The sequence below is a fragment of the Streptomyces thermocarboxydus genome (assembly GCF_024760485.1).
Lineage (GTDB): Bacteria > Actinomycetota > Actinomycetes > Streptomycetales > Streptomycetaceae > Streptomyces > Streptomyces cellulosae.
The window spans coordinates 7,227,760-7,248,948 of the sequence record NZ_CP058273.1; the positions used below are offsets into that span (position 1 = coordinate 7,227,760).

A 21,189-nucleotide genomic window follows, 5' to 3' on the forward strand; every position below is an offset into this window, starting at 1 on the left:
GGCATGACGGTCAGGCAGCGGGCCAGACGCCCTGCAGCAGGCGGCCCCGCGCGCCGCGTGTAAGGGACGGCGTAGGCGGCGCCGACCGCCGCGAGGCTGCTCAGCGCTCCCATCCCAGCTCGCTGTAGGAGCGGCTGGCCCGGCTGCCCTCGATCGCGACACGGGTGTGGGGGGACGACCGGCTCCGGCAGGTCCTTCAGGCGGGGCACCGGTCGGGTTCGTGTTCCTCGGGGGGTGCCTTACCAGTGGCGGGGGGCGGAAGAAGAGCTGGATTCTCGGCGGGGCCCCGGGCCGGTCCACCGTGTGCACCGTGTGGACGAGCTCAAGGTCGGCCGGATCGATGACCAGCCCGGCCTTCTCGAACGCGTCGCGGGCGAGACCGGCGGCCGCCGCCTCCGCCTCCAGGTGTCCGGCGAGGGCGTGCCACCATCCGCCCGCGTACGCCGAGTCCGGGTGCCGCAGCCGCAGCAGGACCTTGCCGCCGCGCTCCAGGTGGAGGTGAACGCCGACGACGTGCAGCACGGTCCCGGCCGGGGCGTCGTCGGGCAGAGGACGCGCCGCGGCCGGGGGCTCTTCCACGGCGGGTGTTCGGCCGGGTGGCGGCGGACCAGGTCTCCGAGTCCGGTGCTGAGCCGGAGCCGGTCCAGGACCCGTCATCGGCACGCAACCAGCGACCATTGCTGCTGTTCTGCGCAGAGTCCGGTAGCCATCAGATGTACCCGGAGGGCGATGGCACAGTCCCTTCCGCTTCGCGAGGTTGGCGTGCAGGCAAGCGCTGCAGGCTCGCTTCAAGGTCGTCGAGGGCTTGCCGCGCGGTTGTGATGCGCTCGCGCAGTTCACGTTCGGCCTCGTCCAACGTCGTGGCAGGGGGCGGCTCGGCCGGCGTGCGCGTCTCGTCCTGCACTCGCTCCAGTTCGCGGGCCTCGTCCAGGGAGCTGATGACGACGCCGATGAGGACGTTGACGAGGACGAAGGAAGCGAGCAGGACGTAGGAGGCGTAGTAGAGGATGCTCCAGCGGGAGATTTCCAGGCCGGCGTGGACAGCGTCGCCGAGTCCGTCGAGGGTCATGAGGAGGAAGAGGGTGAGCACGGCGCGGCCGAGGGAGCCGAAGTGCCCGGGGTCGTGGTCGGCGAAGAAGACCCAGCCGACCATCGCGTAGACGTACAGCAGCAGAGCGCCGACGATCAGGAAGCTGAAGGTGCCGGGGAGGCTGCGGCCGACCGCGATCATGAAGGTGCGCAGTTGGGGCAGGAAGCGCGCGGTGCGCAGGACGCGCGCCAGGCGCAGCAGCCGCAGAACGGTGCCGTTCTCGCGGACGACGGGCAGGAATGCCGAGACCACGACGGCCAGGTCGAACAGGTTCCACGGGTCGCGGAAGAAGTCTCGGGGGCGGTCGGCGTGCGCGCAGGCTCGCAAGAGTATCTCGACCGTGAAAGCGGCCAGGCAGAGGTGTTCGGCGAGGCGTAACCACTTGTACCAGCCCTCGGCGACTCCGCTGTAGGTCTCCGCTCCCAGCAGTGCCGCGTTGGCGAGGATCAGGCAGAGCACGGTGAGGGCGAACCATCGCGCCTGCGTGAGGGCGCGGGCACGTGCCGCCAGCCTCCGGCGGGAGGGCCGCCACACCTTGGCCGTAGGGTCGTGGTGGTCGGTCATCTGGCTGTACCTGTTCCTTCGCGCAGCACGGCATTCCCGGCCAACCGGGCGGAAGACGGGCCTGTTGAGCGATTACGCTCCAGGAGAGACTTCTACAGCACTGTAGATGCCCGCGGCGCGCAGGGGGCGGCTCGGCGCGGGACTCCGCCGCTCACACCCCCGAGCACCCGATGCCTGATCCGTCACCGCCTGGCAGACGCTGCGAGGGGGCGGGCATACTGCCGGCCCCCTCGCAGCGTTCTTCGCCCGGGAGGTCAGGCCGTCTGGGGCTGGAGGTAGCGGGCGAGCAGGTCGTCCAGGCTGACCAGGCCGGTGAGGCGGCCGGTGTCGTCGCGGACGAGTGCGAGTGAGGCGCGGTGTCGGCGGAGCAGGTCGATGGCGTCCGCCACGGTGGCGTCCGCGGTCAGCTCGGGCACGGGGCGGGCCAGGGCGCGGGCGCTGACGGTACGGCCCCGAGCGCGGGCGACCAGCGCGTCGCGGGCGTGGAGGGAGCCGAGGACCGTGCTGCCGTCGCGGACCAGTAGCCGGGTGCGGTCGTGGTGGGCGGCGGTGCGCAGGATGTCGTCGATGCCTGTGTCGCCGTCGACCGAGGTGATCTCGGCGGCCGGGACCATGAGGTCGCTCACCGGGGTCTGGGGCTCGGTCAGTGAGCGGGTGATCAGCTCGGAGTCAGATGCGCTGATCAGGCCGAGCCGCTGCGACTCCTCGACCAGGTGGGTCAGTTGTTCGCGGTTGTGAACCGAGGTCAGCTCGTCGCGCGGGCTGACCCGGCACAGCCGGACCAGGGCGTTGCTGACCCGGTTCAGCACCCCGATCAGCGGCCGTACCGACTTCACCGCGGCCCGGAAGAGCGGGGAGAGGAGCATCGCGGAGCGTTCGGGGTGGGCGATGGCCCAGGACTTGGGTGCCATCTCGCCGACCACCATGTGCAGGAACACCACGACGATCATCGCGACGGCGAACGCCACGCCGTAGCTGAGCGCGCTGGGCAGGCCCAGGGCGTGCAGCAGCGGGTCGAGTTCGTGGGAGATCGCGGGCTTGGAGACCGAGCCCAGGCCCAGCGTGCACACGGTGATGCCGAGCTGGGCTCCGGCCAGCATCAGCGACAGCTCGCGCATCCCGGCCAGCGCCGCCTTGGCGCCGCGCTGACCGGCGGCTGCGGCCTTCTCCATCCGGTGCCGCTTGGCGGCAACCAGGGCGAACTCCGCGGCGACGAAGAAGGCGCTGCCGATCAGCAGCAGGACGGTGGCGAAGAGCGCCATCGGGAAACTCATGCCTGCTCCTCCTCGCGCTCACGCGCAGGCAGTCGTTCGAGGTGGACCCGCTCCGGTACGTGCCGATCGAGCGCGGTTACGTCGATCACCGCACGGCCGCCGTCGGGCAGGCTGACGGTCAGCCGGTCGCCGATGGCCGGGAAGCGGCCGAGACGGTCGATGACCAGGCCGGCCACGGTGTCGTAGTCCTCCTCCTGGGGAAGGTCGATGCCGGTGGCGTCGGCGATCTCGTCGAGGCGGCGTCCGGCGTCCACCAGCCAGCCCGTGCCGTCGGGGACGGCCAGGTCGGTGACGGTGTCGCTCTCGTCGGCGATGTCACCGACGAGTTCCTCGGCGATGTCCTCATAGGTGACGATGCCCGCCACCCCGCCGTGTTCGTCCAGGACCACGGCGAACTCGTCGTCCAGCTCGCGCATCCGCCTCACGGCGTCCGGCAGCGGCAGCGTGTCCGGCAGCAAAAGCGGCCTGCGGGCGAGCGCGCCCGCGGTGGCGGTGGCGAGGTGGTCGGCGGGCAGCCGCATCAGCTCGCGCACGCCCAGGACGCCGGCGACATCGTCCGGGTGATCGCCCAGCACGGGGTAGGTGGAGTGGCCGTGCTTGCCGATCAGCCCGACCGCTTCGGTTGCCGTGGCGTCCTTGCGGACGAAGACGGCGTCCACGCGCGGCACCATCACCTCACCGAGGGTCCGCTCAGAGAACTCCAGGGCGTGGTCGATCAGGTCGGCGGTGTCCTTGGGCAGCTCGCCCTGCTCGTGGGACTCGCCGACCAGATGGCCGAGTTCCTCCAGGGTGGCGCCGTGGTGCAGTTCCTCGACGGGCTCGATGCCGACCTTGCGTAGCAGCCGGTTCGCCGCGCCGTCGAAGACACGCACCGCCGGGCCGACGACCTTCAGATAGGCCAGCGTGGAGGCGGCCAGGGACTTCGCCAGCCGCTCCGGCACAGCAATCGCGAGGTTCTTCGGCGCCAGTTCGCCCAGCACCATCTGCACGATGGTGGCCAGTACGAAGGCGAGCACGACAGAGACACCGGAGACGGCGCCCTCGGGAATGCCGATGCAGGTCAGAACGGGTCTTGTCAGCGCGGACACGGATGGCTCGGCAATGAAACCGACGACCAGGCCGGTCACGGTGATGCCCAGCTGGGCGCCGGACAGCATGAACGACAGCCGCTCCAGCACCTTCAGGGCGCGGGCCGCCTTCTTGTCCCCGGCCTCGGCTTCGCGGGTGAGGGCGAGCCGGTCGGCGGAGACGTACGCGAACTCCTGGGCCACGAAGTAGCCAGTACCTGCGGTGAGGACGAAGACGGCCAGCACGCCGAGTACGGCATTCGCGTAACTCATCGAACACCACCCCGCCGCGTACCACGATCGAGACAATCACTTGAAATCCGAGGGGATGGCCGGGGACTGCGCCCCGGGGAGTCCGTCGGTGTGGCGGACACGGGCCTGCTCCTTGAGTCGATGTGCGGGAGGCAAACGATGGTGACGGAGTATGCGTTTCTTATTGTTTCCGCGCAAACCAGACGGGTGGCGTCGGCGGTCAGGCAGTGGGACGGGCCAGGCCGACCAGTTCGGACAGCACGTCCTCCGTGGTCACGAAGCCGAGGACGGCGCCCTTCCCGCCGGTCACCGCGGCCAGGTGGCTGCCCTCGGCACGCAGGGCGGTGAGAGCGGCGCCGGAGCCGCCTGAATCCGCGCCAGTTCGGCTTCGAGTTCCTCCACCCGCACCTCCGCTGCCTTCCGCCGCGTTTCCAGAACCGCTCGCATCGACGGCACCCGCCCCCCCCACGACATCTCGGCCAGCAGCGGAGCGAGACTCCCGCGACAACCGCGGTCTCATGCCTGACCAGCAGAAATCACACGTGAGGTTCGGAAAGAGAACGGCCTCTTACTCACCCGATTGCGGAGTCCGGGAGAACTCTCAGGATGGGCCCAGTGCCGGGAGGCCGCCGACGAACGCAAAGGGCTCAGTGCCCCGTCGGCGGTCGGTGGTGCTGGTCAGGCTGAGGTCTTTGGCTGCTCGCGGTCTTGTGCACGCAGTTCTTCGTTGATGCGCATGGCTTCTTCGAGTTGGTCTTCGAGGATGACGATGCGGCAGGCGGCCTCCATGGGGGTGCCCTGGTCGACGAGTTCGCGGGCACGGGCGGCGATGCGCAGCTGGTAGCGGGAGTAGCGGCGGTGGCCGCTTTGCGAGCGCAGTGGGGTGGTCAAACGGTGTTCGCCCAGGGCGCGGAGGAAGGCGGGGGTAGTGCCGAGCATTTCGGCGGCCCGGCCCATGGTGTAGGCGGGGTAGTCGTCGTCATCGAGAGGGGTGACGGCGCGGGAACTGCCAGGCGGCATAGACCTCTTCTTCCGGGGGTTGCGCCCGGGCCCCGAGCTCTCAACACCACCTACCGGCGGACTTGCGCCGGCCTTGAATGTTCGCAGGATCCGCCCGGGAGGGCGGGGCTGCGGGGATCGCGGATGCGTGACCGTGAACCACCTTCGAATCCGGGGCCTGCGGTACCCGGGCGGGCTGCTTCATCGCCCGGGATCCTGATGGTGTCTCGCTCCTTGCCTTCGGTTACTCGGTTGCACTGCTGGATACCGCGGGTACTGCTCACGACCTACTTGGGCCGTGTCCTGCTTGAGCTGCTGGCATCGCAGTTTGCGTCTGCCGTGCCCACTTCGACTTCCTGGGTACGGCAAAGACGACAACTCTACGGCGAGCCAATGTCTACTTTCGTCACGACAGATTTTCTCTGTGGGTTGTACCTGATTTTCTTCCACAGACACTCCCGGAAGAGTGCTGTCCCGAGGTGAAACTCGGCTCGGCGGGCACACCCTGAACCTGAAGGCACAACGAATCCGGGGAGGGGCGGTAGCGCATGAGAGACCCGGAGACGCAGACGGCAGGGTCTCCGGATCGGCGGGCGAGGACGTTGTCGATGCGGGAGGCGTTGACGACACTCACGTTGCGGGGGTCGGCGCTATGAAGCCGAGCACGGTCTGCATGTCGTCCCGGCTGGCTTCAAGCGGCAGGTGCCAGATCCCCCCCCGTGGCGAGGGATGCGGTTACGGTCGCCACCACCGCTCCCGACCGGTGGGTCGGCGAGCCGGTCCGCGTCCTCGACCTGACGCCCTGAGCCCGAAGCCGGATCACCCACCGGTGCCGACGTGGCCCCGGCGGGTCTGGACGAGGTGTCGCCGGCTCGGCCGAGTTCGCGCAGGCGGTCGATGACCGGCACGGACCTCGTCCTGCTCACGGAAGACGGCGTGGTGGAAGGCGTCGACGCGGTGCTGGCGGTCGGCCCGGCCGAGGGGTATGGGTGGTGGCCGTACGCGGCGGGGAAGTCGCCGGAGGGGCGGGCGAGGTGGGCCAGGCTGCGGCCGCCGTCGGCAAGGAGCTACGGAGCCCTGAGGCGGCGGACCGGTGGCCCTGGCTTGTGACCGCCGTCCACGCCCAGCTGAGCTCGGCCGAAAGCCCGCCGCCGATCTGCGCCGTCCCTGGGAGAATCCGACCGTGCCCGTCTCGGGTGGCCCCCGCGAGGGTCTGGTGGGGTTTCGGGACCTCCGCCCGCCCCTGCGCTGCCCCGCCCGTGTACCGACTCCGTCAACACCAGGAGCAGGAAGGCCGGCTGTCTCGAAGGGCCGACCCTCCGCTGCTGGTGACGACATGGGCGGAGGCGACCCGAGACCATCACCGGATGCAGTCGCCTCAAAGCTCGCAAAGGCTGATTAGCGGGTTCAGTGGTTGCCGAGGACGGTCCGCATCCGCTGGTAGTGGTCGAGGTCTTCGAAGGTGTCATGGTCGGGCGGGCTGGGGTTGCGGCGTTCGACGCCCCAGGCCCAGATGCTGGCGGCAAGGCCGGCGGTCATCGGTATGAGCAGCCACAGCAGGGCGTCCATGGTTCAACCTCCTTCAGTGCAGGCGGGATGGATGGCTCGTTTCAGGCGGTGAGCTGCTTGGGCGTGCCGCCGGAAATGGCGATCTTGCGGGGCTTGGCGTGTGCGGCCAGCGGGATGCGCAGGGTGAGGACGCCGTTGTCGTAGGTCGCGTGAGCGGCTGTGGTGTCCAGGGCGTCGGAGAGGGTCAGGCGCCGGGTGAAGCGTCCCGTGGGACGTTCGGTGAGCACGGCCCGGGCGCCGGCCGGGATGGGCGAGGGGCGTTCGGCACTGAGGGTGAGCGCGCCGCGTTCGGTGGTCAGTTCGATGCTGGAGCGGTCCATGCCCGGCAGGTCGAACTGCAGGTAGAGCGCTTCGTCATCCCGCCAGGCGTCCACCGCGATGGCGGCCGTGGCCGGTCCGGCGGCGGCGCGCGCCACCTGGTGCACGAGGCGGTCGATATCCCCCAGAGCGCCGCTACGCGCAAGCATTCCTTCTTCTCCCTTCACTTGCTGGCTGCTGCCCGTGGGTTACCGGGATTCGCGCTCATCTATATAGCTGACCGCAGGTTCCTTGACAAGTAGACGCTTGGTGAAGTTGACAGTGCTCGACTCAATTTTGTACACGTGCAGTAAGCGTTCGGTTGCGCCGACGTGGCCGGGTTCTGCGTGGCCGGCCGGTCGGCGCGGACAGCGGAAGGAGGGCTGTTGGTGACGCAGAGCAGGAGAACTGTCTGGCTGCTGGGGGCCCGTGGTGCGGCTGCGGTCGCCTTCGGGGTGGTGACGCTTATCTGGCCGCAAGTGACGGTGCTGGCCCTGGCTCTGGTGTTCGGCACGTACGCGCTGGTCGATGGCGCCATGCTCCTGACGACGGCGTGGCGCAACCGGCGCGAGCGGTGGCCCGCTGTCGCCTGTGCGGGCGCCGGTGTGCTGAGTGTGGTGGCCGCCGCGGTAACGGCTCTGTGGCCAGGACTGACGGCGCTGGCGCTGGTGGTCATGGCGGGCGCCTGGGCGATCGTCACAGGATGCCTGGAGCTGTGGGCGGCCACCCGGATGCGGCATGAGCTGCAGCATGCGTGGCTGTGGCGTATCTCAGCCGCCGTGTCGGTGGTGGCGGGTGTGCTGCTGTGGCTGCGTCCCGATGCCGGTGCGGTCGCCATAGCCGTGGTCCTGGGCCTGTATGCGCTGGTCGCGGGCGGCATTTGGCTGGCCGCGGCGTGGCGTGAGTACCGCTCGCACGCCGGTCACGACTCCCGGTCGTGGTGGCGGCCGGCGTCCGACACACGCACGGCCCACTGACAGCCGGACCCTTGTCCGCCCCGGCCTGGGTGCACCGCAGGCCGCCGGCCCGTCGTGCACCCGGCCCTGCGCTGGAAGACAGGTGAGCATCGTGACGCGACTGCACATCGACAACGGCGAACTGACGGTGCGCCTCCCCTGGCGGTGGGCGCTCGCGGCCCGGCGGCGCACCGTGCGGCTGCCGCTGAGGTTCGTGGACGAGGTGCGCGTGGAGCCGAACTGGTGGCGTGCGGTACGTCCCCGGCCGGACCCGGGGTACCGCTTCCGCCCGGGCCGCTGGTGCGTGGGCGAGATCAAGCACACCCGCGGCCGGGACTTCATCGCCCTGCGCGCGCGGGGCCCGGCGCTTGTGGTGTCGACCTCCGGCCGCCAAGCCCCCTACACGCGCCTGGCCCTGTCCACCGCCGATCCGGAAGCCGACGCCGCCAGGATTCGACAGGGCGCAAAAACGTGAGTGTGCATGTGTCAACTTTCTGGCGGCGCGATATATAAGATTTTGGGTGAACGGAGTGAGGAAACGACCTCCAAGGAGGGATGGAAGATGCTGATGCGTACGGATCCCTTCCGCGAGCTGGACCGGCTCGTCGAACGGGTCTGGGGCACGGCCGCGCGCCCGGCCGGCATGCCGATGGATGCCTGGCGCGAGGGTGAGACGTTCTTCGTGGAGCTGGACCTGCCGGGTGTGAACCCGGAGTCCATCGACCTCGATGTCGAGCGCAACGTCCTGACCGTGAAGGCCGTACGCAAGCCGACATACGGGGAGAACACCGAGTCGGTGGTCACCGAGCGGCCCGCGGGAACGTTCAGCCGACAGCTCTTTCTGGGCGAGACCCTCGACACCGAGAAGATCGAAGCCTCCTACGAGGCCGGCGTGCTCAGGCTGCGGATCCCGGTCGCCGAGCAGGCCAAGCCCCGCAGGATCGCCATCCACGGCGGCGAGCTCCGCAAGGAACTCAGCAGCTGACGGCGACCAGGCACCACTGGAGGACCCCAGGCGGCGAAGCCCGGGGTCCTGAGCCGTCCGGCATCGATCCGACCGCCGTCTTCTCACGCGTGACGCACCGGTATGACCTGCCTGCTACCACTCGCGGGTGTGTCCGCCGGCCTGTGAGAGGCACATCGTTCGGGGTACGCGGATGCGGCCACGGCGGATCGCCGATCTGCTGCTGACCGGGCGGGTGTGTCGGCCCGGGGCGACGCGGTGGACGGAGCGCTCACGGCCGATGCCGCCGAGGCGACCGCGTCCGACAGTGCCCAAGACCGGTAACCGCCTGCAGGTGGCAAGCCGAACACCCGCCCCTGGCGATTGCCCCGTGGCTGCCGAGGTTCCTCGGTGGCCGCGGGCGCCGCCCTATCTCAGGGAGACGATATGACCGATCAGCTGCCTGCGCCGAACCTCGACCGGCCCGTGGTCGGCTCCTACCCGACCTACGAAGGCGCCCAGCGCGCCGTGGACTTCCTGTCCGACAACGGCTTCCCTGTTGAGCGCACCGCGATCATCGGCTCTGACCTGAGAATGGTCGAAACGGTGCTCGGCCGTCTCACCCGTGGTCGCGCGGCCCTGGCCGGCGCAGGCTCCGGCGCCTGGTTCGGCCTGCTCATTGGCCTGCTGCTGTCGCTGTTCGCCCGCGGGTCCAGCAGCGCCCTCGCTCTCCTGCTGAGCGCTCTCGCCTACGGCGCCGGCTTCGGGGCCGTCTTCGGTTTCATCGGTCACGCCCTCACCGGAGGGCGGCGCGATTTCACCTCCCGCAGCCAGATCATCGCCGGCCGCTACGACGTCGTGGCCGACCCCGACGTGGCCGACGAAGCCAAGAACATGCTGATCAAGCTGGCGTGGCGAGAGTCCTGAACAAGCACACGCCGGACATGGCTTCCCTGGCGTCCATGAACCGGAGGTGACAGAGGATGCAGCACCATGAGTTCCTCGCCCGCGTACGAGAACTTGGCGAATACAAGAGCCAGGACGAAGCCGCAGCAGTCACCGAAGCCGTCCTGACGGTCCTCGCCCAACGGATCAACCCGGGCCGAGGCCGACGACCTCGCCTCCCAGCTCCCGGAGCCCTTGGGACAGCAACTGACCGAAGCCAAGGCACAGCAGGCCGAGAACTTCGGGATCCAGGAGTTCAATCGCAGGGTCGCCGAGCGCGTCGGAGCCCGGTTCCGCACGGCCGAGTGGGACGCCAGCGCGGTCCTGACCACACGTGCCGAAGCCGTCAGCGGCGGCGAGCTGAACCAGATCCTCAGCCAGCTCCCCTCCGGCTACGCCGTCCTGTTCGGCAAACCGGACCTCACAAGCTGACATGCCGACGCATTGGGCACACGTCACCTACTCATCGGCTGCGGCGTTGACTCGCTGAACAGTCAGGGGGCATGGTTCGAGCCCCTGAGCTGCTTCCCAGCTTCCAGCCGAACGAAGGCATGAGAGAGGGAAGTTACTCAGCCGCGTGGACCAGCGTCACCACTACGCGGCCGCTGCATCGAATTCACTGCGGCCTACGGCACGAGCGTCCGGGGTGCCTGGTGCGGTCTCCAGCGGTCGGCGAGGCGGCTGGTTTTCAGCATGTGTGCCACCAGATGCCCTGGGAGCGCGCGTTCGATGGCTGGGGTAATGAGTACGGTGTGGCCGTCTGATGGTTGGATGCCGGTGTCCAGTGGTGCGACGGGTCGCTGTGCAAACAGCGGGCCACGGCTTCGTCGTCAGATGAGGCTCGGTTCGAGGGGCACGGAGGGCCGGCCGGTGAGTGACCGCAGTGCGATCGAGTGGACCGAGGCGACGTGAAACCCCACGACAGGCTGCGACCGTGTCTCCCCGGGGTGCGACAACTGCTACGCGTTGACGCTGGCGAAGCGGCTGAAGACGGTGGGATCGCCGAGATACCAGGCCGACGGTGACCCGCGCACGTCCGGGCCCGGGTTTGGCCTGACCGTGCACCCGGACGCGTTCTCCGTGCCGTACGGGTGGAAGAGCCCGTGGACGGTGTTCGTGAATTCCATGAGCGGCGTGTTTCACGCGAGGGTGCCGCTCGACTACGTGCGCCGCGTTTTCGACGTGATCGCCGAAATCCCGCAGCACACCTACCAGGTGCTCACCAAGCGGGCCCGGTGTCTGCGGCAGGTCGCCGACCGGCTGGAGTGGCCGGACAACTTGTGGATGGGTGTGTCCGTGGAGAGCGCGAGGGAATTACCGCGCGTGGACGACTTGCGTCAGGTACCGGCGACGGTGAGGTTCCTGTCGCGCGAGCCTCTCATGGGGCCGCTGGAGGGTCTGGAGCCGTCCCGGATCGACTGGGTCATCGCGGGCGGCGAGTCGGGGCCCGGGCACCGGACGCTGGACGAGGCCTGGGTGTGGCGGATCCGGGACACCTGCCAGCAGGCCGGGGTGGCCTTCATCTTCAAGCAGTGGGGCGGCCGGACCCCGAAGGCCGGCGGCCGTGAGCTGAAAGGCCGGACGTGGGACCAGATGCCTGTTCCGGCCGCGGTCTGAGACGAGGCGGGCGCGGTCGGCCGGTGGTGCCGGCGGCCGTGGCTGACGCTGTCAGCTCGGTACGGACGGGTGCACGACCAGGTCGCGGGTGTGTTTCTCGCCGATGCCGGTGCTGGGTGTCCTGCCCTCGCTGTGCGGGTACTTGACGGCCTTGCGGGCCACGGGCTCGGTGACCTGTCCGTAGTAGGAGCCGAAGATCTCCAAGGTGTGCTCGACAAGCTTCACCGGCCGGTCTGCGCGGAGCAACTGCTCCAGGTTGGCCGCCATTACCGGTACTGCCTCTGCCTCCTTCGCCACGACGTCTGGATCCGGCCGCAGTACACGTCCGCGCCGCCGTCCGCCCCCAGAAGACGGAGAGTGCGGTAGACGGTGGTCAGGCCGACCATGATGCCTTTGGCCTCGGCCACCGCGTGCAGGAACCGTGCGGAGGCGAAGTCCTCGCCCGCCTGGAACAGAGTCAGCAGCTCGCGGCGCTGCCGTGTCGAGCGCTGGTTCGCGAGAGCGGAGCCGCGCATGGTCACCTGCCGGTGGATGACGCCGGTACCAGGCTGACCGGGCCGGGTGATGCCGTGGCTGCGACCATCACCCGGCCCGGGGTTTTTCAGACGGGCAGCCCCACCTCGTGCTGCTCGTGCGAGCAGGCCTCGTGGGCCTCGGGGACGTCCCAGACAGGGAAGGGATCCTCACCGCCGCTCCACTCGCCGTCCAGCAGGCAGTCCTCCAGCGCCGAGTGCAGAGCTGCCGGCTCCAGTTCGGTACCGATGAACACGAGCTCCTGGGCCCTTTGCCCGGGTGTACCGGCCTCGCTGATACCGGCGGGCTCGAATCGGGCGACGGACCCGGCCTGGGACCACAGGCCGGTCACCCCGGGGCGCCCGGCCAGCGTGAAGAAGCCCTTGCTGCGCAGGACCGTCCCGAACTCACCGCTGTCGAACCGCTCGGTGATCAGGTGCCACAGTCGGCCCGGGTGGAAGGGCCGGTCGGCGCGGAACAGGGTGGAGGAGATCCCGTACTCCTCGGTCTCCGGGACGTGGTCGCCGTTCAGCTCCCGCACCCAGCCGGGTGCCTGCTGCGCCTGTTCCACGTCGAACAGGCCGGTTCCGAGCACGTCCGAGGCGCGCACCTGCCCGCGGACCGTCTCGACGAGGCGCGCGCCCGGGTTGAGCCGGGCGAGGACGCCGCGCAGCCGTTCGGCGGAGACGCCGTCGACGAGGTCGAGCTTGTTCAGGACGATCACGTCGGCGAACTCGACCTGGTCGATCAGCAGGTCGCTCACGGTGCGCTCGTCGTCCTCGAAGGGCGCGAGGCCCCGCTCGGCGAGTTCGTCGCCGGTGCCCAGCTCGGCCAGGAAGTTGGCCGCGTCCACTACGGTGACCATGGTGTCCAGCTGGGTGAGGTCGTCGAGCGTCGCCCCGTCGTCGCGCGTGAAGGAGAAGGTGGCGGCGACCGGCATGGGCTCGGAGATGCGGCTGGACTCGATCAGCAGGTAGTCGAAGCGTCCTTCCCTGGCGAGGCGGTCCACCTCGTCGAGGAGGTCGTCACGGAGCGTGCAACAGATGCATCCGTTGGTCATCTCGACCAGCCGCTCCTCCGTGCGCGAGAGGGCGGCCTCGCCGCCGCGCACCAGCGCGGCGTCGATGTTGATCTCGCTCATGTCGTTCACGATGACGGCGACCCGCAGTCCTTCGCGGTTCGACAGCAGGTGGTTGAGCAGGGTGGTCTTGCCCGCTCCGAGGAACCCGGAGAGGACGGTCACGGGCAGTCGGTCGTGCGGCATGCTCCGTCAGTCCTCCGGGCGGAGAAGGCCGCGCTCGTAGGCCTTCCGCAGGTGCTGGGGCACCAGGTAGGTGCTTCCGTCGACGGTGACGGGGGCGAGCGCCGGGGTGGTCGCGCGCCACTGGGCGCGACGGTGCCGGGTGTTGCTGCGGGACATCTTGCGCTTGGGGACGGCCATGGGGGTCCTTTCGTCAGTGGGGAGCCGGGAGGTGGCGAGGCGGGGGTCAGCGGCTGGCGTAGGGGAGCAGGGCCATCTCGCGGGCGTTCTTGATGGCCGTGGCGATCTGCCGCTGCTGCTGCCGGCTGACCTGGGTGACCCGGCGGCTGCGGATCTTGCCGCGGTCGGAGATGAACTTCCGCAGCAGGTCGGTGTCCTTGTAGTCGATGTACGTGATCTTGGCGGCGTCGAGCGGGTTCGGCCGGTTCTTGCGGGCCAGGGCGGCCTTGGCGGGGCGGGGCATGTGACGTCCTCGGTCGTTCGGCGGGGTGGGTCAGGCGGTGGTGTCGAGCAGGTGGTCGAAGCCGGTGGGCCGGGGCCAGGCGCCGGGCCCGGAGGCCAGCTCGTCATCCGTGAGAAGGCAGGAGTCCAGTAGCGAGAGCAGCCCCGCGCGGTCCAGGTCGGGAGAGGTGAAGACGAGGTGCTGGCAGCGATCGCCGTGCTCGGGGTGCCAGCCGAGGGCGGCCGCGGTACGGCGCTCGGCCGGCATCATCTCCCAGGCGGCGTCCGGCAGGGAGGCCATCCACGGGCCGGCATCCTCCACGCACAGCGCGCCCCCGGCCGCGTCCCAGGCAAGCAGGGTGTCCGGCCGGTCCGCCAGCCAGAACCGCCCTCGGCTGCGGGCCGCGGCACAGCACAGGTCCTCCAGGGCCTCGAAGAGGCGGCCCGCGTGGAAGGGGCGCCGGCGCTGCCAGACGAGGGTGCTCACACCCTCCTCGTCGCAGTCGTGCGGGAGCCGGGCGCAGGCGGGGTGCTGGGCTGCAGCGGCCGCGGCCACGTCGAAACCGGCGACTGCGGCGGCGGCCAACTGCCCGGAGGAGACCCGGACCTGGCGGGCTGCCGGGTGCAACTGCCGCAGCAGCGCGAGGTCGCCCAGTCCGGTTTCGGGGTTGTCGGACACGGCAAGGACCGGTGCGTACTCCAGTTGCCGCGCGAAGGTGTCGCCCACGGTGCGCTGGTCCGTGGGCGCCGCGGCGAGACCGGCCTCCGCCAGGTCGTCGCCGTCGGACAGGCAGGGCAGGACGAGCGCGGGATCCACTGCGGTCAGCACGTTGGTGAGCCGGAAGGCGCCCTGGCCGTGGGCGGCGATGACCTCGGCCATGCCGCGGGGTTCCACGGAGTCCCACAGTTCCACGACGGCGAGGCGGGTGAGACCGCCGTCGGCCAGTCGCTCCAGCTCGGGCACGAGATCCTCGCGCAGGGCGCAGCAGGCGCAGTCGTTGACCAGGGGCATCTCACCCCAGGACGTGGTGCCCGTGGTGTCGCGGACGCTGCGGCGTACCGCGCCGGCCTGGCCGGTGGAAAGGTCGTGGTGCAGGGCGACGCTGCCGGGCACCTCGCGCAGCAGCTGTGCGACCGTCTCGCGGCGGGCGTCGGCGTGCATGCCGCCGACGACCACCACGGGCATCGGTCCCTCCGGGGTCATCGCCGGCCTCCGTCCCTTCCGTAGCGGCGCTCGAAGCGCTCGACGCGTCCGGCGGTGTCCAGCACGCGGGCGGTGCCGGTGTAGAAGGGGTGACTCGCGGAGGAGATCTCGACGTCGACCACCGGGTAGGTGTGACCGTCCTCCCACTCGATGGTCTTCTCACTGGTCATCGTCGAGCGGGTCAGAATGGCGAAGTTACCGGCCTTGTCGCGGAAGACGACCGGGCGGTAGGCGGGGTGGATTCCGGGCTTCATGGGGTGTCCCTGGTTCGGAGTGCGGGCGGGCGGGAACCGGTGCGGTCAGCGTTCCTCGCGGAAGTCGACATGACGCCGGGCGACGGGGTCGAACTTCCTGAGGACCAGCCGATCCGGGTTGTTCCGGCGGTTCTTACGGGTCACGTACGTGTAGCCGGTGCCGGCGGTGGAGCGCAGCTTGACGATCGGGCGCAGTTCGTTGCGAGCCATGCGGGTAGCATACGACAATGATTTCCATTACCGGTACGCCGGTGTAGAGAAAGGCCGAACCCGTATGTCCGCCCACTGCCAGCTGACCGGCGCCGAGCCGGTCTCCGGCAAAAAGATCTCCCACTCCCACCGGCGCACCTCACGCCGGTTCGACCCGAACATCCAGAACAAGCGGTACTGGCTGCCCAGCGAGGGGCGCAACGTGCGCCTGCGCCTGAGCGCGCGAGCCATCAAGACCGTGGACGCGATCGGCATCGAGGCCGCTGTCGCCCGCATCCGAGCCCGTGGGGAGCGTGTCTGATGGCGAAGAAGAGCAAGATCGCGAAGAACGAGAAGCGGAAGCTGATCGTGGCCCGCTACGCTCAGCGGCGCGCCGAACTCAAGGCCGTCCTGGTCTCGCCGAGTACCACGGACGACGAGAAGGCGGCGGCGCAGGTGGAACTGCGCCGGCAGCCCCGGGACGCGAGTGCGACCCGCGTGCGCAACCGTGACAGCGTGGACGGCCGCCCCCGCGGCCACCTGCGCAAGTTCGGCCTCTCCCGCGTCAACATCCGCGAGCAAGCCCACGCCGGATTCCTGCCGGGGGTGACGAAGTCGTCCTGGTGACGGCCGGACAGGAGGGGGCGGCACGGGCGTGCCGCCCCCTCCTCGTCGTGCCTGCCCGCCGCGCCCGGACCGGTCCGGGCGAGCGCCGGGACCGGGATATGGCGTGGCGCACCCAAGACGAGGCTTAGCGGCGCGTGTAGGTGGAAACGACTACCCCCGGAACGATTGTCGTCACCATCAGGCGGCGACACGTGGACGTGGGGAGGGTATGTGGCGAAGGACGCGCCCCTGTATCTGAGGCCGCGGGTGGAGCCGCCGCTCGCCTCGCTGCTCGGGGAGGTGAGCTTCCTGCACTCGCTGGTGGACGCGCTCGGTTCACCGCTGAACGTGCTGCTCCCCGAGGTGGTCGCGGAGAACGCCGCGCGGTTCCTCTCCGTGTACCGGCGTCACCGCCTCTCCGGCCGCGTGTACTTCGCGCACAAGGCGAACCGGTCCAGCGCCTTGGTGCGGAGGCTGGCCGCGTGCGATCCGGCCGCCGTCGGCGTCGACGTGGCCTCCCTGGGAGAGCTTCAACACGCGCTGGGCTGCGGGTTCACGGGGGACCGGGTGATGGCGACCGGGCCGAAGGATCCGCAGTTCCTGTGGCTCGCGGCCCGGGTGGGAGCCACGGTCAACGTGGACTCGGCCGGTGAGCTGCGGCAGTTGGCCGAGCTCGTCCGCGGGCACGGCCTGAGCAGAACACGGGTACTGGCACGCCTGTCGGGGTTCGAGTCGGACGCCGGGTACGGCGGCGCCGGGACGCGGGTCCTGTCGCGCGGCAGCCGGTTCGGCACGCCGGCCGCCGAGGCCGAGGCGCTGTGGTCGGCGCTCGAAGAGCGTCGGGATGCCGTCGAACTCGTCGGCCTGGCGTACCACTTGGACACCAACGGCCTGGAGGAGAAGGCCCGTGCCCTGGAGCGATGTGTCCTGCTGATGGACGAGTGCCGGGCGCGGGGCCTGGCACCGGGCGCCGTGGACATCGGCGGGGGGTTCGGCGTCGGCTACGTCGCCGAGGCCGCCGAGTGGGAGCGCTGGACGACCGCGCTGAGCGAGGCCGTACTCGGGGTACGCCCGCCGCTGACCTGGCGCGGCCACGGCTACGGGCTGCGCGCCGAGGGCGGCACGGTACGCGGCACGGCGGCGCTGTACCCCGCCCACCGGTCCGTCGCAGGGCCCGGCTACCTCGACGAACTGCTCATGCGTCCCGCCCCGGCCCTGGGCCGGTCGCCGGCCACCCTGCTGCTGGAGCACCTGAACGACCTGTACATCGAACCGGGACGGGCCCTCGTCGACCAGTGCGGGGTGTCACTGGCCCGGGTGCTGGAGGTGCGGCCCACGAGCGAGGCTCCCGACCGGTACCTGGTGCGCCTGGGCATGAACGCGGGGGACGTCAGCCTGGAGGAGCACGGCGTGCTCGTGGACCCTGTCCTGCTGCCCCGTGACGGAACCCCGGGGGAGCCGTGCTGTGGCGGGACCGGGGGCGACGGCCCGGTCGGCGTCCACCTGGTCGGAAACCTGTGCCTGGAGGCCGACCTGATCACCCGGCGACTGGTGTACCTGCCGCGGCTGCCGCGCCCTGGGGACGTCCTGGTTTTCGTCAACACCGCCGGGTACGCCATGGACTTCCATGCCCACCGCGCGCAACGGCAGCCTGTCGCACGGTCGGTGGCGGTCACGCAGGAGGCCGGCACGTGGCGCTGGTGCCCTGACGAGGACTACTGGCCGCTCATACACCCGGAGAAAGGGCCGTTTTGAGGTACGACAGCATCACCGATGCCATCGGCAACACACCGCTGGTCCGCATCGACGCGTCCGTCCACGGACTGAGCCACATCGACCTCTACGCCAAGCTGGAGATGCTCAACCCCTTCGGGTCCGTCAAGGACCGCCCCGCCTGGCACATGGCTCGTCCGCTCCTGTCGGAGGCGGCAGGCGGCGACGGCACGGTCGTCGAACTGTCCAGCGGCAACACCGCCAAGGCCCTCGCGCTCCTGGCCGGCCTTAACGGGCTGAAGTTCAAGAGCGTCACCAACCGGATGCGCGTACCCGAGATCAAGGAACTGCTGCTCCTGCTGGGCGCGGAGATCGAGGAGCTGCCCGGGCGGAGCGAGTGCCTCGACCCCACGGACACCGACGATCCGCTGACCAGCTTCCACCAGGCGCTGTCCGAGCCCGGCAGCACCTACCTGCACACCGATCAGTACTTCAATCCGCGCAACGTCGAGGCGCACGCGACGGGGACCGGACCCGAGATCGTCAAGGACCTGGACGGCCGGGCCCCCGACTGGTTCGTCGCCTGTGTGGGCACGGCGGGCTCCTCCACCGGTGTCGCCAAGGTGCTGCGCGAGCACGACCCGCGGGTGCGCGTGCTCGGGCTGGTCGCCGACAAGTCGGACTTCATCCCGGGCATCCGCACCATCGACGAGGTGCACCAGGTCGGGCTGTTCGACCCGGCGACGTACGACTCCATCGCGTCGGTCACCTCCCAGGAGGCCATCGACGGCATGGTCACGCTCATCCGCCGCTGCGGACTGCTGTCCGGGCCGACCGGAGGCGCGGCCTACCAGGGCGCGGTCCGCCGACTCGCCGCGGTCGACGCCGAACTGGCGGGCACCGGAGACCGGCAGACCGCCGTGTTCATCGTCTGCGACCGGGCCGAGAGCTATCTGAGCTATGTCCGCGACCGCCGCCCCGAGCTGCTCGGCAGGGCACGACGCGGCCACTCGGCCGCGTCGCTCACCGACGCCGAGGTCCGTGCCGAGGCACGTACCGTCGATGTCGTAGAGGCACAGCGGTGGCTGACCGGTGATGAACCGCGCCCGCTGGTGATCGACCTGCGCGGCCCACACGCCTACGCCGCCCTGCACATCGAGGGATCGACCAACATTGTCGACGAGGTCTTCGACGAACTGGTGCGGACCGGTCTGCCGTTCAGCAAACGCACCCCGGTACTGCTCGCCTGCCCCGTGGGGGAGAAGTCGCTGAGCTACGCCGCACTCCTGACCCGCATGGGCCACCCCGACGTGCGCAGCCTCGCGGGCGGCATCGTGGCCTGGCGGGACGCGGGCGCACCGCTGGTGAGGGAGTGAGCCCGATGCCCGACGAGACGCCCGGCGACGGCGAGGACTGGCAGGCCCTGGCGCGCGCCCAGTTCCCCATCATCACCGCGCACCCGGAGCTGGTGTACCTGGACAGCGCGGCGACCTCCCAGAAGCCGCAAGCCGTCCTGGATGCGGTGCACACCTACCTGACGACGACGAACGCCAACGCGGGCCGCGGCACCTACCCGTGGGCCAACCGGACCACGGAACTGGTCGAACAGGCCCGTGAGCGGGTCAGGTCCTTCCTCGGGGACCCCGCGCCGGACCACTCCACCGTGCTCTTCACCGGCGGGACGACCGAGGGCCTGCGCACCGTCGCCCGCGACTGGCTCACCGGACACCTCACCGACGGCGACGAGATCCTGGTCCCGTTCGCCGACCACCAGGCCAACCTCGAACCGTGGCTGGAGACCCAGCGCCTGCTCTCCGAACGCGGCACCGAGGTGCGGGTGCGCGCCCTGCCACGGCAGGCATCGGGCGACTACGACCACCGCGCCCTCGCCGACGCAGTCGGCCCCCGCACCCGCTTCGTCGCCGCGACCCACGTGCACCATGTCTACGGCGGCGACATGAACGTCCACCGCATCCGTGCCGCTGTCGGCCCCGAGGTGCCGATCTGCCTGGACGCGGCACAGAGCGTCGGGCACCTGCCGCTCCGGCTCGCCGACCCCGCCCTCGACGTCGACTTCGTCGTCTTCTCCGGGCACAAGACCCTGGCGCTGCCCGGCACCGGGGCGGTGTGGGCACGCAACACCCGGGGGCCGGCCCTGCTGCCCCGGGGCTGGCAGGGCACCCCCAACACCGCGGGGATCGTGTCCCTGATGGCGGCGTTCGACTGGCTGGATGCGATCAGCGTCGACCGCATCGCCGCCCATGTCTCCGGGCTGGCCGGCCGCCTGACCGACCGACTGCGCCGACTGGACGCCTACGAGATCCTCGGCTGCCCCGCCAGCCTGGCCGCCGACTCCGCTCTGCCCGCGGCCCAGCGACGGCACGGCATCGTCACCTTCCGGCACCGCGACATACCCTCCGACGACCTGGGCTTCATCCTCTTCAGCCACGGCTTCATGGTCCGGGCCGACAGCCTGTGCCAGGCGGGCGCGGACAAGAAGGAGGGCTCCGTCCGGGTGAGCCTGCACGTCTACAACACCGGCGAGGAGATCGACCACCTGCTGGAGGTGCTGGCTTCCCTAGCGTGAATGGGTATTGATAACCGTTTCCACCTGTAGATTACGCGGTAGTCGTTAGAGGTGGGAGACGGAAGAGGTGCGCAACCGGTGAGCGTGAGCATGGAGACTGCCAGGACCTGGGTCGAGCGCTGGGAGCGGCAGCAGCAGCGGTACGCGCTGGACCGCGAGGAGCGCTTCACCGTCATCTGCGACGTCGTGGAGCACGTATGCGTCGACCGCCCCCGGCCGACCCTGCTCGACCTGGGCTGCGGCCCCGGGTCCCTGTCCGCCCGGCTCTCCCGGCGGCTGCCGGAGGCGGAGATCGTCGCGGTCGACATGGACCCCATGCTGCTGGAGCTGGCGCGTGCGCATCACCCGCACGTCGCGCGCTGGGTGAACGCGGTGATCGGTACGGACGGCTGGACCGACGCCCTCGGCCTGGAGAACGGCCTGGACGGCGCCGTCACGACGACGGCCCTGCACTACCTCCAGGCTCCCGCCCTGCTGAAGACGTACCGGAGCATCGCGGCCCTGCTGCGCCCCGGGGGAGCGCTGATCAACGGAGACCACTTCCCGCCGGACGCGCGCTCCTGTTCCGACCTCACCGCCCACGTGGGACGCCGTCGGGCGGAGCGCGCGGGCGGCATGAGCCACGAGGACTGGGAGTCCTGGTGGTCGGCAGCGGCCGCGGATCCGGAGCTGGCGAACCTCTTCGAGCAGCGTGAGCGCAATCGCCCGTCCTCCGGTGGCGGGGGCGAGAACTGGCACCTGCCGGTGAGCCGCCACGCCCAACTCCTGCGGGAGGCGGGTTTCAGCAGGGTCACGCCGGTTTGGCAGGTGGGGGACAGCTGCGTGCTGGTGGCCTTGAAAGACTGAGA

25 protein-coding genes and 1 pseudogene are annotated in these 21,189 nt (G+C 70.2%); 12 read left to right on the forward strand and 14 right to left on the reverse strand.

The window, feature by feature from the left end; genetic code table 11:
• Positions 1–709: 709 nt before the first annotated feature.
• The 6 genes from AY578_RS32950 to AY578_RS32975 form a co-directional block, all read right to left on the reverse strand.
• Positions 710–1,654 carry an ion transporter gene (locus AY578_RS32950; RefSeq protein WP_019525548.1) on the reverse strand — a complete coding sequence of 315 codons (945 nt, stop codon included), beginning with the start codon at positions 1,652–1,654 and terminating at the stop codon, positions 710–712.
• Between the two features lie 254 nt (positions 1,655–1,908).
• Positions 1,909–2,928 (reverse strand): hemolysin family protein, encoded by a 1,020-nt coding sequence (locus AY578_RS32955; RefSeq protein WP_026243931.1) that lies wholly within the window; start codon positions 2,926–2,928, stop codon positions 1,909–1,911.
• Entirely contained in the window at positions 2,925–4,268 is a 1,344-nt protein-coding gene (locus tag AY578_RS32960; protein WP_136239782.1) for a hemolysin family protein, read from the reverse strand. The genes AY578_RS32955 and AY578_RS32960 overlap by 4 nt, the downstream gene beginning before the upstream one ends.
• A gap of 657 nt (positions 4,269–4,925) precedes the next feature.
• Entirely contained in the window at positions 4,926–5,267 is a 342-nt protein-coding gene (locus tag AY578_RS32965) for a MerR family transcriptional regulator (RefSeq protein ID WP_019525544.1), read from the reverse strand.
• Between the two features lie 1,386 nt (positions 5,268–6,653).
• Entirely contained in the window at positions 6,654–6,815 is a 162-nt protein-coding gene (locus tag AY578_RS32970) for a hypothetical protein (protein ID WP_019525541.1), read from the reverse strand.
• A gap of 41 nt (positions 6,816–6,856) precedes the next feature.
• A complete protein-coding gene (locus tag AY578_RS32975) occupies positions 6,857–7,282 on the reverse strand; it encodes an Hsp20/alpha crystallin family protein (RefSeq protein WP_026243930.1) in 426 nt (141 codons plus the stop codon).
• Between the two features lie 219 nt (positions 7,283–7,501).
• Between AY578_RS32975 and AY578_RS32980 the strand changes: the two genes are divergently transcribed.
• From AY578_RS32980 to AY578_RS33005, 6 genes and pseudogenes are all read left to right on the forward strand, one after another.
• A complete protein-coding gene (locus tag AY578_RS32980; protein WP_019525539.1) occupies positions 7,502–8,089 on the forward strand; it encodes an HdeD family acid-resistance protein in 588 nt (195 codons plus the stop codon).
• A gap of 91 nt (positions 8,090–8,180) precedes the next feature.
• Positions 8,181–8,543, forward strand: coding sequence for a hypothetical protein (locus AY578_RS32985; RefSeq protein WP_240318769.1), 363 nt, complete (start codon positions 8,181–8,183; stop codon positions 8,541–8,543).
• Positions 8,544–8,630: 87 nt separating this feature from the next.
• Entirely contained in the window at positions 8,631–9,053 is a 423-nt protein-coding gene (locus AY578_RS32990; RefSeq protein ID WP_136239779.1) for an Hsp20/alpha crystallin family protein, read from the forward strand.
• Between the two features lie 405 nt (positions 9,054–9,458).
• Entirely contained in the window at positions 9,459–9,938 is a 480-nt protein-coding gene (locus AY578_RS32995) for a YflT domain-containing protein (protein ID WP_136239778.1), read from the forward strand.
• Between the two features lie 56 nt (positions 9,939–9,994).
• Positions 9,995–10,388: pseudogene (locus AY578_RS33000) on the forward strand (DUF2267 domain-containing protein).
• Between the two features lie 534 nt (positions 10,389–10,922).
• Complete coding sequence (locus AY578_RS33005) at positions 10,923–11,573, forward strand: DUF5131 family protein (RefSeq protein WP_234008132.1); 651 nt, start codon at positions 10,923–10,925, stop codon at positions 11,571–11,573.
• 51 nt (positions 11,574–11,624) lie between these two features.
• On the opposite strand, the gene AY578_RS33010 is transcribed toward AY578_RS33005, so the two are convergent.
• From AY578_RS33010 to rpmG, 8 genes are all read right to left on the reverse strand, one after another.
• Positions 11,625–11,840, reverse strand: coding sequence for a hypothetical protein (locus tag AY578_RS33010; RefSeq protein WP_019525532.1), 216 nt, complete (start codon positions 11,838–11,840; stop codon positions 11,625–11,627).
• Positions 11,840–12,088 (reverse strand): transcriptional repressor, encoded by a 249-nt coding sequence (locus AY578_RS33015; RefSeq protein ID WP_019525531.1) that lies wholly within the window; start codon positions 12,086–12,088, stop codon positions 11,840–11,842. The genes AY578_RS33010 and AY578_RS33015 overlap by 1 nt, the downstream gene beginning before the upstream one ends.
• 86 nt (positions 12,089–12,174) lie before the next feature.
• Positions 12,175–13,350: a GTP-binding protein gene (locus AY578_RS33020; RefSeq protein ID WP_019525530.1), complete on the reverse strand. Its 1,176-nt coding sequence runs from the start codon at positions 13,348–13,350 to the stop codon at positions 12,175–12,177.
• A gap of 6 nt (positions 13,351–13,356) precedes the next feature.
• Positions 13,357–13,527: a 50S ribosomal protein L32 gene (gene rpmF / locus AY578_RS33025; protein WP_019525529.1), complete on the reverse strand. Its 171-nt coding sequence runs from the start codon at positions 13,525–13,527 to the stop codon at positions 13,357–13,359.
• A 46-nt stretch (positions 13,528–13,573) separates the two neighbouring features.
• The gene (gene rpsR / locus AY578_RS33030) at positions 13,574–13,810 is read right to left on the reverse strand and encodes a 30S ribosomal protein S18 (protein WP_019525528.1); all 237 of its coding nucleotides are present in this window, start codon (positions 13,808–13,810) and stop codon (positions 13,574–13,576) included.
• Positions 13,811–13,840: 30 nt separating this feature from the next.
• Positions 13,841–14,992 carry a GTP-binding protein gene (locus AY578_RS33035; RefSeq protein WP_028961228.1) on the reverse strand — a complete coding sequence of 384 codons (1,152 nt, stop codon included), beginning with the start codon at positions 14,990–14,992 and terminating at the stop codon, positions 13,841–13,843.
• Positions 14,989–15,246 (reverse strand): type B 50S ribosomal protein L31, encoded by a 258-nt coding sequence (locus AY578_RS33040; RefSeq protein ID WP_019525526.1) that lies wholly within the window; start codon positions 15,244–15,246, stop codon positions 14,989–14,991. Before AY578_RS33040 ends, AY578_RS33035 begins: the two co-directional genes overlap by 4 nt.
• Positions 15,247–15,291: 45 nt before the next feature.
• Positions 15,292–15,456 (reverse strand): 50S ribosomal protein L33, encoded by a 165-nt coding sequence (gene rpmG, locus AY578_RS33045; RefSeq protein ID WP_019525525.1) that lies wholly within the window; start codon positions 15,454–15,456, stop codon positions 15,292–15,294.
• Positions 15,457–15,520: 64 nt separating this feature from the next.
• Here rpmG and rpmB point away from each other — a divergent pair, with 64 nt between their 5' ends.
• From rpmB to AY578_RS33075, 6 genes are all read left to right on the forward strand, one after another.
• Complete coding sequence (gene rpmB / locus AY578_RS33050) at positions 15,521–15,757, forward strand: 50S ribosomal protein L28 (protein ID WP_028961227.1); 237 nt, start codon at positions 15,521–15,523, stop codon at positions 15,755–15,757.
• Positions 15,757–16,062, forward strand: coding sequence for a 30S ribosomal protein S14 (gene rpsN, locus AY578_RS33055; protein WP_019525523.1), 306 nt, complete (start codon positions 15,757–15,759; stop codon positions 16,060–16,062). The genes rpmB and rpsN overlap by 1 nt, the downstream gene beginning before the upstream one ends.
• Positions 16,063–16,272: 210 nt before the next feature.
• On the forward strand, positions 16,273–17,796 hold the full coding sequence (locus AY578_RS33060; protein WP_028961226.1) for a Y4yA family PLP-dependent enzyme: 1,524 nt from the start codon (positions 16,273–16,275) through the stop codon (positions 17,794–17,796).
• Positions 17,793–19,130: a pyridoxal-phosphate dependent enzyme gene (locus tag AY578_RS33065; protein ID WP_028961225.1), complete on the forward strand. Its 1,338-nt coding sequence runs from the start codon at positions 17,793–17,795 to the stop codon at positions 19,128–19,130. Before AY578_RS33060 ends, AY578_RS33065 begins: the two co-directional genes overlap by 4 nt.
• Before the next feature lie 5 nt (positions 19,131–19,135).
• Positions 19,136–20,341: an aminotransferase class V-fold PLP-dependent enzyme gene (locus tag AY578_RS33070; RefSeq protein ID WP_028961224.1), complete on the forward strand. Its 1,206-nt coding sequence runs from the start codon at positions 19,136–19,138 to the stop codon at positions 20,339–20,341.
• Positions 20,342–20,419: 78 nt separating this feature from the next.
• Entirely contained in the window at positions 20,420–21,187 is a 768-nt protein-coding gene (locus AY578_RS33075; RefSeq protein ID WP_026243929.1) for a class I SAM-dependent methyltransferase, read from the forward strand.
• Positions 21,188–21,189 lie beyond the last annotated feature (2 nt).

Excerpts from the sequence above, each read along its gene's own strand:
- AY578_RS32970 (WP_019525541.1), bottom strand. The coding sequence starts at position 6,815 with ATGGACGCCCTGCTGTGGCTGCTCATACCGATGACCGCCGGCCTTGCC.
- AY578_RS32975 (WP_026243930.1), bottom strand. The coding sequence starts at position 7,282 with ATGCTTGCGCGTAGCGGCGCTCTGGGGGATATCGACCGCCTCGTGCAC.
- AY578_RS32960 (WP_136239782.1), bottom strand. The coding sequence starts at position 4,268 with ATGAGTTACGCGAATGCCGTACTCGGCGTGCTGGCCGTCTTCGTCCTC.
- AY578_RS33015 (WP_019525531.1), bottom strand. The coding sequence starts at position 12,088 with ATGCGCGGCTCCGCTCTCGCGAACCAGCGCTCGACACGGCAGCGCCGC.
- AY578_RS32965 (WP_019525544.1), bottom strand. The coding sequence starts at position 5,267 with ATGCCGCCTGGCAGTTCCCGCGCCGTCACCCCTCTCGATGACGACGAC.
- AY578_RS32995 (WP_136239778.1), top strand. The coding sequence starts at position 9,459 with ATGACCGATCAGCTGCCTGCGCCGAACCTCGACCGGCCCGTGGTCGGC.
- AY578_RS33040 (WP_019525526.1), bottom strand. The coding sequence starts at position 15,246 with ATGAAGCCCGGAATCCACCCCGCCTACCGCCCGGTCGTCTTCCGCGAC.
- rpmG (WP_019525525.1), bottom strand. The coding sequence starts at position 15,456 with ATGGCTCGCAACGAACTGCGCCCGATCGTCAAGCTGCGCTCCACCGCC.
- rpmB (WP_028961227.1), top strand. The coding sequence starts at position 15,521 with ATGTCCGCCCACTGCCAGCTGACCGGCGCCGAGCCGGTCTCCGGCAAA.
- AY578_RS33035 (WP_028961228.1), bottom strand. The coding sequence starts at position 14,992 with ATGACCCCGGAGGGACCGATGCCCGTGGTGGTCGTCGGCGGCATGCAC.
- AY578_RS32990 (WP_136239779.1), top strand. The coding sequence starts at position 8,631 with ATGCTGATGCGTACGGATCCCTTCCGCGAGCTGGACCGGCTCGTCGAA.
- AY578_RS33010 (WP_019525532.1), bottom strand. The coding sequence starts at position 11,840 with ATGGCGGCCAACCTGGAGCAGTTGCTCCGCGCAGACCGGCCGGTGAAG.
- rpsR (WP_019525528.1), bottom strand. The coding sequence starts at position 13,810 with ATGCCCCGCCCCGCCAAGGCCGCCCTGGCCCGCAAGAACCGGCCGAAC.
- AY578_RS33020 (WP_019525530.1), bottom strand. The coding sequence starts at position 13,350 with ATGCCGCACGACCGACTGCCCGTGACCGTCCTCTCCGGGTTCCTCGGA.
- AY578_RS32950 (WP_019525548.1), bottom strand. The coding sequence starts at position 1,654 with ATGACCGACCACCACGACCCTACGGCCAAGGTGTGGCGGCCCTCCCGC.
- AY578_RS33070 (WP_028961224.1), top strand. The coding sequence starts at position 19,136 with ATGCCCGACGAGACGCCCGGCGACGGCGAGGACTGGCAGGCCCTGGCG.
- AY578_RS32955 (WP_026243931.1), bottom strand. The coding sequence starts at position 2,928 with ATGAGTTTCCCGATGGCGCTCTTCGCCACCGTCCTGCTGCTGATCGGC.
- rpmF (WP_019525529.1), bottom strand. The coding sequence starts at position 13,527 with ATGGCCGTCCCCAAGCGCAAGATGTCCCGCAGCAACACCCGGCACCGT.
- rpsN (WP_019525523.1), top strand. The coding sequence starts at position 15,757 with ATGGCGAAGAAGAGCAAGATCGCGAAGAACGAGAAGCGGAAGCTGATC.